Origin of the sequence: Erysipelatoclostridium sp. MSK.7.34 (assembly GCF_019041935.1) — a bacterium.
GTDB lineage: Bacteria > Bacillota_I > Bacilli_A > Erysipelotrichales > Coprobacillaceae > Thomasclavelia > Thomasclavelia ramosa.
This window is the reverse complement of the sequence record NZ_JAHPYJ010000010.1, coordinates 71,461-88,751: the sequence shown is the minus strand read 5'-3', so window position 1 is coordinate 88,751 and position 17,291 is coordinate 71,461. Positions and strand designations below refer to the sequence as shown.

The window sequence follows — 17,291 nt, the reverse complement described above, 5'->3', positions numbered from 1 at the left end:
TTTATTTAGTGATTATCTTTTCAATTTCTAATTTAACTTCATTCAATGAAGGTAATGTGGCATATGTTAATTTAGTAATATCTTGACCATGTTTAACTAAATCAGGTACACAGATCACGGGGATATTTGCATTATGAGCGGCCATGATTCCATTACGAGAATCTTCTAAAATCAAAGCTTCATTTTTTTTCAACTCAAAGTGTTCAAGCACTTTTAAAAAGATCTCCGGATCCGGCTTACTATGTTCAACCATATTTCCAGCAATAATGTAATCAAAGACATTATCAAATCCAGCAAGATGATTATACTCATCGATTGTCTCTTTACTTGACGATGATGCTAAAGCAAGCTTAATTTCTTTTTTTTGTAAATAATTTATTAATTCACATAAACCAGATTTGATTATCATTCCATTTTTTCTTAAATAAGCCATTCGTGTTTTACGTGATTCTTTACTAATTAGATCATAAGGATAATCAGCACCAAATTTTTCTTTAACTAATTTTTGGTAATCATTAGCATTCATGCCAATTGAACTTAATCCAAATTCTTGATCAATAACATAACCAAATTTTTGAGCTGCATTGATTAAACAATCCATTCCAATTTGTTCAGTATCATACATTAAACCATCCATATCAAAAATCACTAATTTTAAATTCATCATTCTTCCCCCAATATAATAAAAGAGCGTTTTTTCGCTCCTTTATCTTACTATATTTTCTTTAATAATACAATTAACTTAAATCATCACCATTAGAGGCAATAACTTTTTTGAACCATTCAAATGATTTCTTTTTAGAACGTTTTAAAGTTCCATGACCTTGATTATCTTTATCAACATAGATAAAACCATAACGTTTCTTCATTTCGCCAGTACCTGCTGAAACAATATCAATAGGACCCCAGTAAGTATATCCAATCAAATCAACACCATCTTTAATTGCTTCCTTTAAAGCTTCGAGATGATCTCGAATATAGGCAATTCGATAATCATCATTGATTGAGCCATCTACTTCAATCTGATCAATATTTCCCATTCCATTTTCTACAATAAACAAAGGTACTTGATAGCGATCATAAAGCTCATTGCATACATAACGTAATCCTAAAGGATCAATTTGCCAGCCCCATGGTGTTTCTTTTAAATATGGATTAGCTTTTCCAATGACACCGCCAGTATTACCTAAAATTGGCATTCCATCTTCATATGTTGTTGTTCGATAATAACTAAATCCTAAATATTGTGAAGGGTAATCTTTAATTAATTCAAAATCTTCAGGACGTGTGTCCAACTGAATATTATTTTCCTCAAAAATTCGTTTAATATAACTTGGATATTTACCTCTAATCATCACATCACTGAAAAATAATGAACGACGACGTAAATTATAAGCACCCATTACATCTTCAGGTTTACAAGTAGCTGGATAAACACCACTTAATGACAACATACAACCAATCTTTGCATCTGGAATAATTTCATGACACAGCTTATTTGCTCGACTACTTGCAACAAACATATTATGAGCCGCTTGAAATTTATCTTGTAGATTACTATCATGACGGATTGCTCCAGCAGCAAAAGGAATCGTATGAACATTATTTATTTCATTAAAAGTCATCCAATATTTTACTAAATCTTTATAACGATTAAAAAGTGTTCGACAATATTTTTCAAAAAAACAAATCAGTTCTCTAGATTTCCAGCCACCATATTGTTCTACTAAATGTATTGGTGTTTCATAATGTGAAATCGTTATAACTGGTTCCATTCCCAGCTCCAGCATATAATTAAACATTTCCTCATAGTAATTTAACCCTGCTTCATTTGGCTCTTCATCATCACCATTAGGAAAAATACGCCCCCATGAAATACTTGTTCTAAAACAATTAAATCCCATCTCACTCATCAATTGCAAATCTTCTTTATACCGATGATAAAAATCAATGGCCTCATGACTAGGATAATATTTACCAGGAATAACACGATAGTCAGGTACATTGATTAATCCTGTACTAACGTCAGTAACATTAAGCCCTTTCCCATCTTCATCATAAGCCCCTTCAGTTTGATTGGCAGCAATTGCACCACCCCATAAAAAATTCTTTGGAAAGTTCATTGTATAAATTCCTCCTTGATATTACTATCTTAGCATTATCAATTTTAAAAATTATTCTTTTTCATATTTATAAAAGGCTTTTCAAAATATGAAAAAAGTGTCACGGTTTATATGGGAGAGGGGCCGTGACACTATACATGATATTATATCAGTCTTAAAAAAAGTTGTCTAGACTATTTCAATAAAAAGGAGTTAGGACTGGGATGTCCTAACTTTGTGGGGAGGGAAGAATAAATTCTTCCTTCATTTTGTGCTTATGCACATTTGGGATAAAGTGGTTCATTACTGAACCGCCCTTATAATAGCATATAAATTTCAAAAAGGAAATTTATTTTAACACAAATTTAACAAATATTGATAATATGGTAATATTTTTAACTTGAACACCTTAAAAATGTATTTAAATTATCGCCAATTACTACCATCACATCGCTTCAAAAATTCATTAATTAAATAGTCTAAATGCTCTTGATTTTCTGTTCTAACCATGTAAACATGATTACCCATCGCTGCACTTAAAACTTCAGGGACATCAACATCAAGCATAATATTTCCACCGAACTGACTAATTAACTGGTCATGATCAAACATATAACCAATATCATTACGACGACCAATATATGCAACTAGATATTTCTGCTTTAGTTCTATAAAACATTTATCATAAATTACCATATCAGCCCAAATTGTATAAACGTCACTTTCATAACTGAAATTTATCATATCTGGCATATAAGCCCCCGGAGCTCGCATATTGACTTCTAAACCAACTAAATCACCTTTTTTCCCTAAACCTTCTTTATCTGAATCAAGTCTGAAAAATTCTAAATGGAAAAAACGACTTCTTGTATCAAAAGCTTTAACTACTTTCGTTCCAATTTCTTCTATATCACTACCAGCAACAAAACGATTACAAAAAGCAGTGTCACAATGCTCATTTACATTATCCATAATTGAATTTAACATAATCGTGCTATTGGCGATTAAAACATTTTTATTACTGTCGGTAATTCCGTCAAAAGTTTCAACATGTCCGTTGACATATTCTTCCATAATATAAATACGCTCATCTTTAGTAGCAAAAAAATATTCTAATTCTGCTTGATTATTCAGTTTATAAGTAGATGTAGCTCCAACCCCATTATCCGGCTTTACCACAACTGGATACCCGACCGCATCAATAAAATTCAAAGCATTTTCAAAATTATCAATTAGACAATATCGTGCCACATTCAAACCAACACTTTCATAAACGGCTTTCATCTTTGATTTGTATTTCATCACTGCCAAATCTTCAAATTTAGTACCACTGCATATATTAAAATCACTGCGAATTCGTGCATCAGTCTCCAACCAATATTCATTTTGACTTTCAACAAAATCAATTCGACCATACTTACTAATATAATAAGCTACCGCTTTATATACTTCATCATAATTTTCCAAACTATTAACACGATAATACTCACTTAAACTTTCTTTTGTTTCATTGCTAATCTCACTATATTGAGCATCTCCAATTCCTAAAACATTTACTCCACGGTTTTTTAATCGAGAACAAAAGTTATGAAAATATAAAGGAAAATGCGGTGAAATAAATACTACATTCATATGTAATTCCCCCTATAAAATATGATTTATAAAATACGGCAATTGAATTTGCCACCAGTCCCAATCATGATTAACATCATATCCCCAATAATCAATCCAAGCTGGAATATCCTTATTCTCCAATAATTCTTGCATACGATGAGTTGAATAGATCATTTCATCTTCCCAGGCACCTTGACCACAGCATAGAATAATATCACAATGGCGGTACATTTCTACATATGGATGATCATATGACATTCCTTCTAAATATTGAATAGGACTATTATTATAAAGTCTCTCATCATGATAATTACCAAAAAATAAATCACTATCATAATATCCACTCAAACAAATGCATCCTTGAAATATATCAGGTCGCCTAAACATAAAATTAGCTGCATGAGTCGCTCCCATTGAACATCCTGTAGTATATATTTTTTGACCAGTACCATTAATATCAAAAATTCTTGGAATTAGTTCATTCATAACATAATAGTACCACTGCTCCATCATATAAGTACGATGCGGTCCATTTCCGCCTTCATCAGACCAACATTCCCCATCAATACTATCTAAACAAAATACTTGTATTGATCCCGCTTCGATCTTGTCTGCAATCACACTTACCATACCAAAATTCTCAAAATCATAAAACCGACCATCTTGAGCAGGAAAAACTAATAGCGGAATGCCGGTATGCCCATAGATTTTAAATTCCATTTCTCTATTTAAACAATTACTATATTCTTTAAAATATTCAACTTTCATTAACAGACCTCCTTTAATACCTTATCAATAAAATCATTTACTTCATCCATTGTTTCAAAGCGAGCAGTATATGTATAATTTCCCATCGCTCCCGATAAAATATCCGGCATTCTTTCGTTCATTACAATATGATTACCATACATTGCCATCAAAGCATCATCGTTATAATAATATTTCTTGCCATCACGGCGTCCACAATAGATACAATGATAGGAACGATTAGTATAATATTCACTATGATTGTATGTGACCATATCTGCATAGATATTATAAACATCAATATCATTAGCCCAGTTCATCATATCTGGCGTATAACCACCAGGTGGTCGCATATTAACTTCTAAACCAATAAAATCACCTTTATTTCCTAAGCCGGGTCGATCTTCTAATAATTGAAAGAACTCACAGTGAAAGAATCTAGCGTTCACTGGAAACTCCTTTACTACACTACGCCCTAATTTTTGTAATTCCTCAGGAATTTTTCGCAAAGAATAATAGTGAATATTACTATGATTATTAACTACATCCATAATTGAATTAGGAAAAACATGTGATGTTTCAAATAATACCTGATGCTCATTATTAGCAATTCCATCATATGAAAGAATCAAACCATTAACAAATTCTTCCATAATATATTGGGTAATATGATCAATATTATAGAACTCCTCCAACTCTTGATCATTATTAATTTTATATGTCGCAGCTGCTCCGACGCCATTGTCAGGTTTAACAACAACGGGATAACCCACTTCACTTATAAACTTCCTACCATTTTCTAAAGTATTGACAAGATGATAGCGAGCTGTTTTTACCCCAGCTTTTTGATAATAAGCTTTCATTCCTGACTTAGTTTTAAAAATCTTGGTAATATCTTCTTTCATCCCCGTATTGACATTAAAATCTGTTCTTAATTTGGCGTCGAGTTCTAACCAATATTCATTATTTGACTCAAGCCAGTCAATTTTTCCATATTTACTTGCTAAATATGCTACACAACGATATACATTATCGTAATTTTCCATGTTATTAACATAACAGTATTCAGTAACTGAATTTTTAAGTTCTTCACTAATACTTTCGTTTGGCATGTCCCCAATTGCCAAAACATTAACACCATGGTTTTTCATTCGATCACAAAAGTTCCAATAATTCTTGGGAAACATTGGTGATATAAATAAAAAATTCATCAAACCCCTCCTTTATTGTATACAATGACTTTTCATTGCTTAACATAATTATAACATACAAGTTAAAAACATGTTTAAAATATATTAAATCAATCTTTATAAACAAAAAAATCATCAATTATTATAATCGATGATTAATTTATTTAACTGGTTTTAAAGAATTCGCATTAGCTTCAATAACTGCATAATTATGTCTTATACCACTCGTGTCGTTCTCACTTTTTAAAACAGCTTTGGCTGTTCCGGTATATTTTGAATAATTTCCCTCTTTAATACCTCCAGTAAAAATATAACGAGTTATTTGAAATTCTTCTTTAGTTTCAGCCATTTCATTTGTAATCCGTTTGCTTGAAACCGTTAAAGTAAATGTTGCGTCAGATCCATCACCATTTTTACCATGATCATTCACATAAATTCTAAATGAACATAAACTAATATCAATTCCCATTTCTTTTAGTTTGGCTTCATATTTAATACCAAAATTCGGTCCATTAGAATCCATTACAACTTTTCCACTCTTGCTGAAATATTCTTCCCACATATCACCAAACAATATTAAAAAACCCCGTCGGACACGATCAGCGATATTATCCATATAATAGACTTCGTCTTTAGATATATACAATTTACCATTTTCATATATAACATAACATGAACCATCCTCTACCTTATAACAAAAGAAACCGACATCATCACGTGTATCATTAGGATAGATACTGACCAGCTCCCCTTTCAAGGCCGTTCTTTTTAAAATTTTACCATCGCTATCTTTTAAGGCAATATCATCTAATTTTGTCGCTCCATTGACTTCACTACATAATTTTTTGGCTTCAACTTGTGCTGCAGTCAATACTTTATCACCCTCAGCTAAATATATTTCCTCGTTACTATCACGATAATAATTTGCTAAAGCAGGCCAGGCTAGAGCCGCTAATATCGCAAAAATCATCAAAACAACAACTATTTCAATTAATGAAAAACCTCTCTTGCCTTTCATTCTCTAGCCCCCTTTATAATTTATTGTAAATACTGTTTAAACTCTGAAATATCACTAGCACACTTTTTAGCTGTATCTAAAGTTATTTTTCCTTCACGCACTAGATTTGCAAGAGCATGATTTAAAGATATCATCCCTTCTTTTTTACCCGTTTGAATAACAGAATTGATCTGGTGGCCTTTATTATCACGAATTAAATTTCTAACTGCATCATTAGCACGCATTATTTCTACCGCAGCAACTCGTCCTATTCCGCTTGCATGAGGTAATAAAGTTTGTGTAATTACCGCATTTAAAACACCTGATAATTGAGTTCTAACTTGAGCCTGTTTATGCTGAGGAAAAATATCAATTATTCGATCAATTGTCTTAGCTGCCCCAATCGTGTGCAACGTTGAGAAAACTAAATGACCAGTTTCGGCTAATGTAATAACGGCACTGATTGTTTCGTAATCACGCATTTCACCAACTAAAATAACATCCGGGTCTTCACGCATAGCAGAGCGTAATGCCATATCAAAATCTTTTACATCTTCACCAATTTCACGTTGATGAATTAATGCTTGTTTCTGTTTATAAACATATTCAATTGGATCTTCAATTGTTAAAATATGACAATTTCTCTGTTTATTCACTAAATCAATCATTGCTGCTAGAGTAGTTGATTTACCACTTCCTGTCGGTCCTGTTACTAAAACTAAGCCTCTTGGTTCCATTGCAATCTGATTTAACACGGTGGGCATTTCTAATTGCTCTAATGTTAAAATTTCATCATTAATAACCCTAATTGCAGCACAAATATTAGTTTGTTCATAATAAATATTGACCCGATAACGTTCCTCCCCAACATGATAGACAAAATCTGCATCTTCATGACGATCAACATTATCAATCAATCGTTTTGGAATTAACTCCATAATCATTTTGATTAATTCATTTTGAGGAAACTCAATTGGATAATCTGCCAATAAACCATCCTGACGAACCTTTATTCCTGTATTAGCACTAATATGAATATCTGAACATTTATTATTTCGAGAAGCTTTTAAAATTTCATTTATCATTATTTTCACCTAATCACTATATACCTTAATTTTATTTAATTCTGCGACTGTCGTAATTCCATCTTTAACTAATTGTACCGCTTGATCTTGCAATGTTTCTAATCCTTGTTCTAAATTTAAATACTCTTTGATCTCGTCGATTTCAGCCTTTCTAGAAATCATCCTTCTTACTGTCCCATCAATTAAAATAATCTCATGAACAGCAATTCGTCCCTTATAACCCGTATTATTGCAATATGGACAACCTTTACCAATTGAAACTTTTTTAATATCTTCACCAACAGCAATCTTATCACTAGCCTTCGCTGGTACTTCTTCTTTGCATTTCGGACAAATTGTACGTACTAATCGTTGTGCTACAACCCCTACTAGTGAATTAGCGACTAAGTACGGCTCAACTCCCATATCTTCCAAACGAACGATTGCACTGACTGCATCATTCGTATGCAATGTTGACAATACTAAATGTCCTGTGATAGCAGCTCTAACTGAAATTTCAGCAGTTTCTGCATCTCGGGTTTCTCCAACCATAATAATATCTGGATCTTGACGCATTAATGATCTTAACCCGACTTCAAAAGTTAATCCCGCCATATTATTAACCTGTGTTTGATTAATTCGCGGTAAGTTTTTTTCAACTGGATCTTCAATCGTTGAAATATTGATTTGCCTTTTAGAAATTGATTCTAACAACATATAGAGAGTAGTTGTTTTCCCACTCCCAGTTGGTCCTGTTACATATATGATTCCATGTGGCATATTGATCATACTTTCAATCTTATTATAATTATCAAGCGTCATTCCGTAAGTATCACTTCGTGTAATTGGAGTATTTGAATTTAAGTACCGCATAACGATTTTTTCGCCAAATACGGTAGGAATTACAGATACACGCATATTTAATTCCAATCCCTCTACTCTTCCTACAAAATGACCATCTTGGGGTAATCTTTTTTCAGCAATATCAAGATTAGATAGAATTTTGATTCTTACAATAAGTGAATTTTGAATATTTTTTTGTAGTGTCAAATAATCCACCAACATCCCATCGACCCGCATTCTTATAATTACTTTATCTTCAAACGGTTCAATGTGAATATCACTAGCATTATTTACATATCCTCGAGATAATAACGTATTAACTAGTTTTACAACAGGTGTATCATCTTCAGATTCATTGAAGAGATCAAGTGTATCTTCAACAACAATAGTATTTAACTTAATATCATCTGCAATATCTAATGCTGCAACATCATTATAATAACGATCTATCGCTTTAGATACCTCTGCTTTAGTTGCTAAACAAACATTTAAATGCATTCCAGTAACAAGACGTACATCTTCAATTCCATAGAAGTTCAATGGATCACTTGTTACAATAGTTAATTGTTGATCAGTTAAATCAATCGCAATAATATTATATTTATCAGCCATTGCACGCGGTATCTTTTGTACTGCATCTATATCAACCTTTATTTCGCTTAATTCAATTAACGGTTCTGCCAACTTATCGGACAAAGCTTCTAACATTTGATATTCACTTACAAATCCCAGATCAATTAAATGTTGACCTAAGCGTTTACTTCGATTAGACTTTTGCGCTTCTAATGCCACATTTAATTGCTCATCATTTATATATCCATATTCCTTTAATACTTCACCAATTGGTATATTCCTCATATATTTCGTCCTTCCTATCAATACATAGAATTCTTTTTATTAAAATAACTATATGGATTATCAATATCAATTCTATTTCCATTAATATTTGTACCATTGACTAGGTCTATTGTCAGATCAATAGTTTTATTAAATGTAATAAATATTGATCTACCACCATTTGTAACATAAACTACATCATCTTTAATATACGCACTTTCCAAATACCAATCTCTTGAAATTATTTGCCAGCCAGATGATGCTGAAAGGCCTGGAGCACTGCCATCACCATCAAATACTTTTAAATAATATTGTTTTCTTCCATCAACATCCTCATATACCCAACTGCCTACAGGATACACAACTGTATTTAAATATGCTGGTATTTTGTTAATTTGTTCTTTAGTCAAACTATCTAATTTGTTCATTACCGTTTTTATTCTATTTTTTGTGCTTAACTCTAAGCAGTCATGTCCACTATCTGTAGTAGGATTCGTTGTTCCTAAATCTTCCCAATAATTTTCATGAATCCCATTCCATCCAGTAGGTCCATATCCAGAATCGCCACCTTTATTGTCTAATTGTTTTAAACACTTATAGTAATGTCCATTTTCCGGATAATAAATTACATCATTAACTGTATATGCACTAAATCTATCGTAATTTTTATCAATTTTTTTCCATTTTTGTTCTCTATCCGGTTCTGCACCGAAACCATAATTATTTTCTTGAGTGATTAATTGCCACCAATAACCTTTATAATAAACAAAATCACCAATCATATAATGTCTTTGAACTCCATCAAATACACCTCTATTATTATAAGTATTTATACAATGTACTTGATCAGCTACTGTAATATTATCATTACTTTCATCAGGTTCTTCTACATCAGGCTTATCATTAGTATCTATTATATTTATCCCCTTGATATAATAAATCCTATACGTATCATTTACTTCGACCTGATTTGATGCACTAACTAAATAATCTTCTCCTCCAGCCTCAACTTTTAATTTCAAATTATCAAAAGAATAACTTTTAGCAGTACCATAGACTAGCTCACTTTTTTTATTAAAATCATACTTTACATCTAGACGATACCCGTCATACCCCTTAACCTTAATTGACACGGTATAATTATCATAGTATTTATCATCAAACACCTTTATTCCATCACGATATAATTTACCATCAATTATTGATAAATAGTGCCATTCTTCTCTTTCATACGGTGCCTCGTTATCGATTGCTAAATCTGTAACATAATTAATTTCATTATCAACATACTCAGCAATTCCATCTAATTTTTGTTTATTTTGATCGCTTAATTTTTGATCTCGAAAAAAATTAAGTGATGTAACAAGAATCGAGCCAACGATCGTCAAGAGGACCGTAGAGATCAATAAAACAACTGTGACTTCAATTAATGTCATACCATTATTATTCTTAAATTGTTTCATCTTAATCTCCCCTTCCCTCTTTATTTCTAAACTATGATTACTTTATTTTTATCCACTGACTTTGATCAGATAAATTTATTTTTTCGCTAATACTACCATCAAATAAACTATCTACAGTTGCCTTAGCATTACTGAACCCTGCCACATCCACATAGCTGTTTTGATCACTTGTACCAAATGCAAATACTTTATAATACCAGCTGCCACGAGCATAAATCAAATTAGTTCGCCATTGTGTTCCACCACTAATTCCTGGTAACTCTGATGCCATTAAAAAATAGCCATCCTCGCTATCAATTCCAACTTGCCAGATACCGCCACAAAAATATGGTTTAATATATAGTGTTTTATCACCGATACGAGCCTTTTTCTCATTTTGATTAGTTGCGGTTTGATGAACCTCATCAAAAATCCGATTACATTCATTAATAATATCCTGTTCTAATGTTAAATGCGCAGCCCCATATCTATTATAGTAATAATAGCGATAACAGTCGTTGTTTTTATACCAGCCATTATACGATGCCACATCAATTCCTTGCTCTGCTATCCATTCATCAAATTGTTTAATAGTTGTAAACGAAAGTACACTATCTAAAAAATCATTACAATTAGCTACTGTTTGTGGCGTATTTGAAAGATTTATGTTATTAAAATTCAATTTTGATAACATAGTTTGACTATCTTTTTTACTTGTAGCATTACTCTGATTTGTCTTAACAGTAATAACTTTATCAGCAACTTTAATAATAACCTTAGCGTCTTCATTAGAAACATTAATATCTTTATCAGTATTCTCATTTCCTAATAAGGCAGCATACTGTTTATTAGTTATATCTTTATACCGAGTACTATCAGCAAAAACATTTGCAGCAGTAGAAAAACCAACCAGCATTATTAATGAGGCAATTGAAATTATTGCCAAAGCTACTATTTCTTCTACTAACGTCATTCCTTTATTATTTATCATGCGGCTTCACCTCCGTCATAATTAATAACTTTCCATATACCGCCTATTTTTTGCATTACTGCTTGAACATTACTGGTACGATCATTATATTCATAAGTAATCTCAATATATATTAACGGGATTATCTTTTTATCATTATCCTTTTCTTGCTCTTTATCTACAATATGGATAACCGCTTGGGATACTTCTCCTTTAGCATTTGGTAAGCTGATTTCAGGATAAATGTTATCTTCAAAAGCACTACTTTTAGGAATTAAATCCGTTTCGTTATCACCAATTGCTTTTATAAGTGAATCTAAAGCACTCTTTGCATATAGATCACATTGTAATTGATTTCGATTATCGATCGAACGATTATAACTTGAATAAGCAAATGTTAAAGAGGCCCCTATAATCAATAATAATATCATTACGATCATTACCGCCCATGTAAGCCCTGAGCCTTTATTATTCTTAATCATATTTAGCCTCCTTCATATCATTTTTCAATCATATATAAATTATATGTTAAAATTGTATATTCTTTAGTACTATCCCTATTATAAGTGTACTGTAATTGAGTTAATGCAACTCCTGTATTTTCAGATATCTTACCTATATAACGAGCAATGTTTGTAGGGCTTCCTGTAACCTTTTGCTGCACATTTGCAACTAACGTTTTAGGGTTTTCTTCTTTTTCTTCGCTCTTATTTGAAGTTGTTTCGCTTTTACTGTTACTTTCAGCTTTTGCTTCTTGTAAGGCCACGCTAAAAGATTTAATTTCTGTTTCACTAGCCTCATTGATTGTTAAATCAACTGGTGTTAGGTTATACTCAGCTGCCAATTCTGAAAAATAAACATCTATTTCATAATCATTCATAATCGACATAAATTTATTATGATAATCGACTAACTCATCTTTCGCTTTTTTAATTGCAGCATTAACATCTATATTAGTTTCATATACCGCCTTTTTACTTTCCAACTCAAATTCAAGATTATCCCGCTGTTGTTTTAATGTTGTATTTTTTGCCATAGCAGGAGAAATCATAAAATACCAGCCCACAACAACTACCATTAGTAATACTAAGATATAAATCAAGATTTGTTCACGTCTACTTAATTTATTCATTGATCCCTCCTCCTAAACTACAGATAACTGTCATTTGATAAACAACTACCTTTTCTGGGGTTGTACTAGGCATATAGATAGAACCAGAATTACTAGATTCATCTTCTTTTTCCACTTCTTTATAACCACTATATCTTACTTTTGTAAAAATATTTAGATCCATCAGGTTTTTAACAATTTGTTTTGTGTATGGAACTTGACTTGTTTCAATAACCAAGGTTAGTTCCCCGGTTGTTTGTTCATAATTACTTGAAGTAATTTTGCCTTGTAAAGCCGCTTTATAACAAGCATTATAAATATCTTCACTTAAGTTAGGATAAGAAGCAATATTAGCATTAACTTTTTTTAGATTATCAATTATTTTTTGAATTTCTTGCAATGAAGCATATTTTTCTTCATAATCACTATCTTTATAACTTTTTTCTAAATCACTTATTTTCTGTTTAATTTCAGCAATATCATTTTTATAATTACCTTGTTTAACTTTTAAATAGCCAAAAGCACCACCTATAATGAATACTAAAACCAAAGGCAAGATAAGATATTTAAGGTATTCTTGGAAAATATTTTTTTTCTTGGTAGCTAGATAATATTGTTCCAGTAGATCAATATCTTTGCTTTTATTTCGCTTGAACATTATTATCCCTACCTTTCACATAAACTTCCAATAGCATAAACATACTTATGGAGTAAGAATTCCTTAGAGTTACCACTGTAATAAATCGTATTACTATTAGCTAAGCGCATTGCCCTTATATCGACACTATCACTTACTACTTCAAATAGCATTTTTTCTTCATAATCATCCAATCCACAAAAATATACTCTTTCAATATTTTGATTATAATCAGCCGTTTTAATAAACTGCTTAAACTTAATTAAAATATTGCTTACTTCCATAGTAAAGGAACTGCTTCCTCGCTCAGAAAACAATCTTGAACGGTTCGAGAAAACATACTTACCTTCCTCAAATAAATATAAAGCTATATCATTACCATTAATCACCGCAATAACAAAGTTTCTTTGAGAAAGTCTGATAATATCTTCTATTAACTTATCGATTGCATTAAGAGAAATATCAATTGCAGTTATTTCAATCCCCACATCATCAAAAATATTTAAATAATCTTCTATCATCTGCTTTTTCATTGCACAACAAAGAATCTCAATCCCTGGTTTATCTACTAATTTATCTTTTAAAATTGTATAATCATAGATCAAATCATGTTCACCATTTTCTAAGCTATCAATTTCTTCTTTAACGATTGCATGTATTTCTTTATCCTTGATCTTAGGAACAATTAAATTCTTATGCACGATTTGTCCACTATCAATAACCAGCTTACAATCACCAATTCCTTTTTTATTAATTATGCGCAATACATCTTTTAAAGCATCTTCATCCATGATTGCACCATCAAGCATAGTCCCCTCAGGTAATTGATAATCTTGAAAATCACTAATATCAATTTGATTACTGCCATTACATACACCACTGACCAATTGTGCACTCGTATTCGATAAATATATTATATTTTTCATAAAGTCCCCCTACATACTTCCAACATTTTGATACATTGAATAAATTGGTACTAACACAGAAATAATAATTACACAAATTACTACTGCTAAAACAATAATCATAGCTGGTTCCAAAATAGCAACCATTTTTTCTGACGCTAACATAGCTTCATAATCAAAATCATCAGCTAGTGAACTCAGTAAGTCTTCAAGGTTTCCACTTTCTTCACCAATATATACACTTGAAGTTAATTTAATATCAAATCCATCAATCATTCCAATTGCAACTGACAATGCCTCACCATTTCTAACCGCTTTAATAGAGTTATCAAACTGCGTTTCAATATATTTATTACCAATCGTAGATTTTACGATCACCATTGCATTAACAATTGAAATCCCACTAGAATATAAAGAGCATAAAGTTCTTGCAAATCTTGAGGTATAAATTATTTTCATTAGTTTCCCAATTATCGGCATTTTTAATTTAAAGCGATCAAACTGATATTTAACTTTTGGTAATTGCAACAATGACACAATTATTAATATTAATACTAGGATGCCAATCAACAGTGCGTACCAGTAACTCATAATAAATTTACTAATTATAATATTGATTTCTGTTATTAATGGTAATTCCATTCCCTCAAACATACTAAAGAACGATGGTAACACAGCTGTATAAACAATCAATAAAACAACAATTGTAACTATTCCTAATATGACTGGATAAGTCATTGCTGATTTAACTTTATTTTTAATCTTATTATCATTTGTAAATTGATTATTTAAGACCATCATTGTATCTTGCATGTTCCCGCTCGCTTCACCAGATCTTACCATTTGAATTAATATATCAGGAAAGGCTTTCCCCTGTTCTTTTAATGCATCTGATAATGTTTGTCCCTGCTGCAATTTTACATATATATCATTATAAATCGCTTTTAGTTTCTTATTATCTTCACGGCTTGCTAAAATTGAAACCGTTCGAATCAGCGGTAATCCAGAATTCATCATTGTTCCAATCTCACGACAAAAATTAGCTAATTCCTTCAATTTCATCTTATAATTTTTAGTTTCTTCTTTAGTTATATCTTTATGAGAAATCAAATACATATCTTTAACACGTAAAAGCTGACTAAGTTCATGCTCATCCCTAGCCTCCGTTTTTCCTGTTATTTTCTTTGCGTTTATATCACGTGCTACATATTTATAAATTGCCATTTCTCTTCCTCACTTATAAATTAAAAAATGATAGATACACCCTAATTATTTCATTTCCATATAATAGTGCTATAAATATCCCTAAACACAAATATGGTCCAAAAGCCATGTGTGACTGCTCTTTTGACTTTTTTGTTACCATCAAATAACTAGCATAAATCCCCCCAGCTAATAGTCCAATAAAACCAGCTAATAAAGTATTTATCCAGCCAAGCATAAATCCACAAACAAACATCAGTTTCATATCACCACCGCCAAAACAGTCTGGTATGGCTAATGTCATTAATAACATAAACCCACTAACTGATGCCATTCCAATAACACGACTACTAATACTAATTTGAGGCTCTAAAACTGCACAGACAATAACTGGAGCAACCAAAGCAATAACTAATCCATTAGGGATAGTCATAGTATCAAAATCAATCATTGTAATCGTCAATAAAATCATTGCTAAAACAAAACTAACTAATGTCATCCAAGTAAAACCATAACGATAAAAGCATAACATTGCTAACAAACCACCACATAATTCAATTAATGGATACCGTGGGCTAATTGGCTCTTTGCAAAAGCGACATTTACCTTTTAGAAACAGCCAACTAAAAACAGGTATCATATCATATGGTTTTAATGTATTGTGACAACTAGGGCAAAAACTTCGTCCATTAACAAAATCCAAATCTCGAGGAATTCGATAAATTAATACATTGATAAAACTGGCAATACAGCTTCCCAAAATAAACATATAGATATAAGCTATTATCAAAAAATCCACATTTTCACCCCTTATCAAACTACTAAAATTATATCATAAATTAATCTTCCAACCTAACATAACATCATCTTGAACACACTTCTATACCAGTAATTTAACTTTTTTCTGATACATCTATAATACTTTCTTAAATTTATAATAAATTTTTCTCTAAATAAGCTAAAGAAGCAAAAACTGGCTATCACATGATAACCAGTTTATTTTACAATGATATTAATTTTTCATCAATTGTAACATCTCTATTCTTTTCCATCAATTGTGATATCTTTATTCTTTGTTACAGTTGCCGTAACATACTTATCATCGTCACTTAACCATTTTATCGTATATTTCCCTTCTTCTTTGAGCTCAATTGATATCTTTTTGTCTGCTGTATCATTGTTAATTCCAGTTTTCTTAGCAGCTTCAGTAGCAATCGCAGTGTAATCAGCTGCATTACCTAGTGTTTCAGCTTTAGCTTCTTCTGTTTGGACTACTACATATATAGATCTAGCTTCTGCAATATATTTAGAATCCTTTGCTTCATCAATATATCCCATTACCGCTGGAACAGCAATAGCAGCTAAAATCCCCAAAATTACTAATACTACGATAATTTCAATAAGCGTAAAACCTTTCTTATTTTTAGATTTTTTCAATCTTTTTAATAATAATTCTTTCATTTTTTCTCCTCCGTTTATCATCAATGAATGTCTAAAAAGTTCTTAACAAAGTAAAACCGGTATTACCTCCTGGTCCCATGCAATACCGATTCTTTTCTTTCTTAACATAACTTTTTACTACAGTTTCATTATATACCCGAAGGTAAAAAATAACAATTAATATCTTAG

The 17,291-nt window shown here is 31.4% G+C and carries 17 protein-coding genes; all 17 read right to left on the bottom strand.

The features are described 5' to 3' along the window. Position 1: 1 nt before the first annotated feature. Positions 2 to 664 (bottom strand): HAD family hydrolase, encoded by a 663-nt coding sequence (locus KTF99_RS08775; protein WP_034558995.1) that lies wholly within the window; start codon positions 662 to 664, stop codon positions 2 to 4. Between the two features lie 73 nt (positions 665 to 737). Then, a complete protein-coding gene (locus tag KTF99_RS08770) occupies positions 738 to 2,123 on the bottom strand; it encodes a glycoside hydrolase family 1 protein (protein WP_217215524.1) in 1,386 nt (461 codons plus the stop codon). Positions 2,124 to 2,528: 405 nt separating this feature from the next. Then, entirely contained in the window at positions 2,529 to 3,734 is a 1,206-nt protein-coding gene (locus KTF99_RS08765) for an ATP-grasp domain-containing protein (protein ID WP_029480659.1), read from the bottom strand. Between the two features lie 12 nt (positions 3,735 to 3,746). Then, positions 3,747 to 4,484 carry an esterase family protein gene (locus KTF99_RS08760; RefSeq protein ID WP_003536129.1) on the bottom strand — a complete coding sequence of 246 codons (738 nt, stop codon included), beginning with the start codon at positions 4,482 to 4,484 and terminating at the stop codon, positions 3,747 to 3,749. Next, positions 4,484 to 5,674 (bottom strand): ATP-grasp domain-containing protein, encoded by a 1,191-nt coding sequence (locus KTF99_RS08755; protein ID WP_003536128.1) that lies wholly within the window; start codon positions 5,672 to 5,674, stop codon positions 4,484 to 4,486. Before KTF99_RS08755 ends, KTF99_RS08760 begins: the two co-directional genes overlap by 1 nt. A gap of 139 nt (positions 5,675 to 5,813) precedes the next feature. Then, the gene (locus KTF99_RS08750; RefSeq protein WP_029480670.1) at positions 5,814 to 6,671 is read right to left on the bottom strand and encodes a prepilin-type N-terminal cleavage/methylation domain-containing protein; all 858 of its coding nucleotides are present in this window, start codon (positions 6,669 to 6,671) and stop codon (positions 5,814 to 5,816) included. A 20-nt stretch (positions 6,672 to 6,691) separates the two neighbouring features. Next, positions 6,692 to 7,735, bottom strand: coding sequence for a type IV pilus twitching motility protein PilT (locus KTF99_RS08745; protein WP_008791315.1), 1,044 nt, complete (start codon positions 7,733 to 7,735; stop codon positions 6,692 to 6,694). 9 nt (positions 7,736 to 7,744) lie between these two features. Next, positions 7,745 to 9,415: a GspE/PulE family protein gene (locus KTF99_RS08740; RefSeq protein WP_003536125.1), complete on the bottom strand. Its 1,671-nt coding sequence runs from the start codon at positions 9,413 to 9,415 to the stop codon at positions 7,745 to 7,747. 17 nt (positions 9,416 to 9,432) lie between these two features. Beyond that, positions 9,433 to 10,857, bottom strand: a complete 1,425-nt coding sequence (locus tag KTF99_RS08735; protein WP_029480677.1) for a type II secretion system protein — start codon at positions 10,855 to 10,857, stop codon at positions 9,433 to 9,435. Between the two features lie 37 nt (positions 10,858 to 10,894). Then, positions 10,895 to 11,827: a type II secretion system protein gene (locus tag KTF99_RS08730; protein WP_029480679.1), complete on the bottom strand. Its 933-nt coding sequence runs from the start codon at positions 11,825 to 11,827 to the stop codon at positions 10,895 to 10,897. Next, the gene (locus tag KTF99_RS08725) at positions 11,824 to 12,288 is read right to left on the bottom strand and encodes a hypothetical protein (RefSeq protein WP_003536122.1); all 465 of its coding nucleotides are present in this window, start codon (positions 12,286 to 12,288) and stop codon (positions 11,824 to 11,826) included. Before KTF99_RS08725 ends, KTF99_RS08730 begins: the two co-directional genes overlap by 4 nt. Before the next feature lie 17 nt (positions 12,289 to 12,305). Then, on the bottom strand, positions 12,306 to 12,938 hold the full coding sequence (locus KTF99_RS08720) for a type II secretion system protein M (protein ID WP_009009141.1): 633 nt from the start codon (positions 12,936 to 12,938) through the stop codon (positions 12,306 to 12,308). Next, positions 12,931 to 13,575 (bottom strand): hypothetical protein, encoded by a 645-nt coding sequence (locus KTF99_RS08715; RefSeq protein WP_008791310.1) that lies wholly within the window; start codon positions 13,573 to 13,575, stop codon positions 12,931 to 12,933. Before KTF99_RS08715 ends, KTF99_RS08720 begins: the two co-directional genes overlap by 8 nt. A gap of 8 nt (positions 13,576 to 13,583) precedes the next feature. Further along, complete coding sequence (gene pilM / locus KTF99_RS08710; RefSeq protein WP_008791309.1) at positions 13,584 to 14,480, bottom strand: type IV pilus biogenesis protein PilM; 897 nt, start codon at positions 14,478 to 14,480, stop codon at positions 13,584 to 13,586. A 9-nt stretch (positions 14,481 to 14,489) separates the two neighbouring features. Further along, a complete protein-coding gene (locus tag KTF99_RS08705) occupies positions 14,490 to 15,683 on the bottom strand; it encodes a type II secretion system F family protein (protein WP_003536118.1) in 1,194 nt (397 codons plus the stop codon). 13 nt (positions 15,684 to 15,696) lie between these two features. Next, positions 15,697 to 16,461: a prepilin peptidase gene (locus tag KTF99_RS08700; protein ID WP_009299990.1), complete on the bottom strand. Its 765-nt coding sequence runs from the start codon at positions 16,459 to 16,461 to the stop codon at positions 15,697 to 15,699. A 239-nt stretch (positions 16,462 to 16,700) separates the two neighbouring features. Beyond that, positions 16,701 to 17,123, bottom strand: coding sequence for a prepilin-type N-terminal cleavage/methylation domain-containing protein (locus tag KTF99_RS17485; protein ID WP_009299989.1), 423 nt, complete (start codon positions 17,121 to 17,123; stop codon positions 16,701 to 16,703). Positions 17,124 to 17,291: the final 168 nt, after the last annotated feature.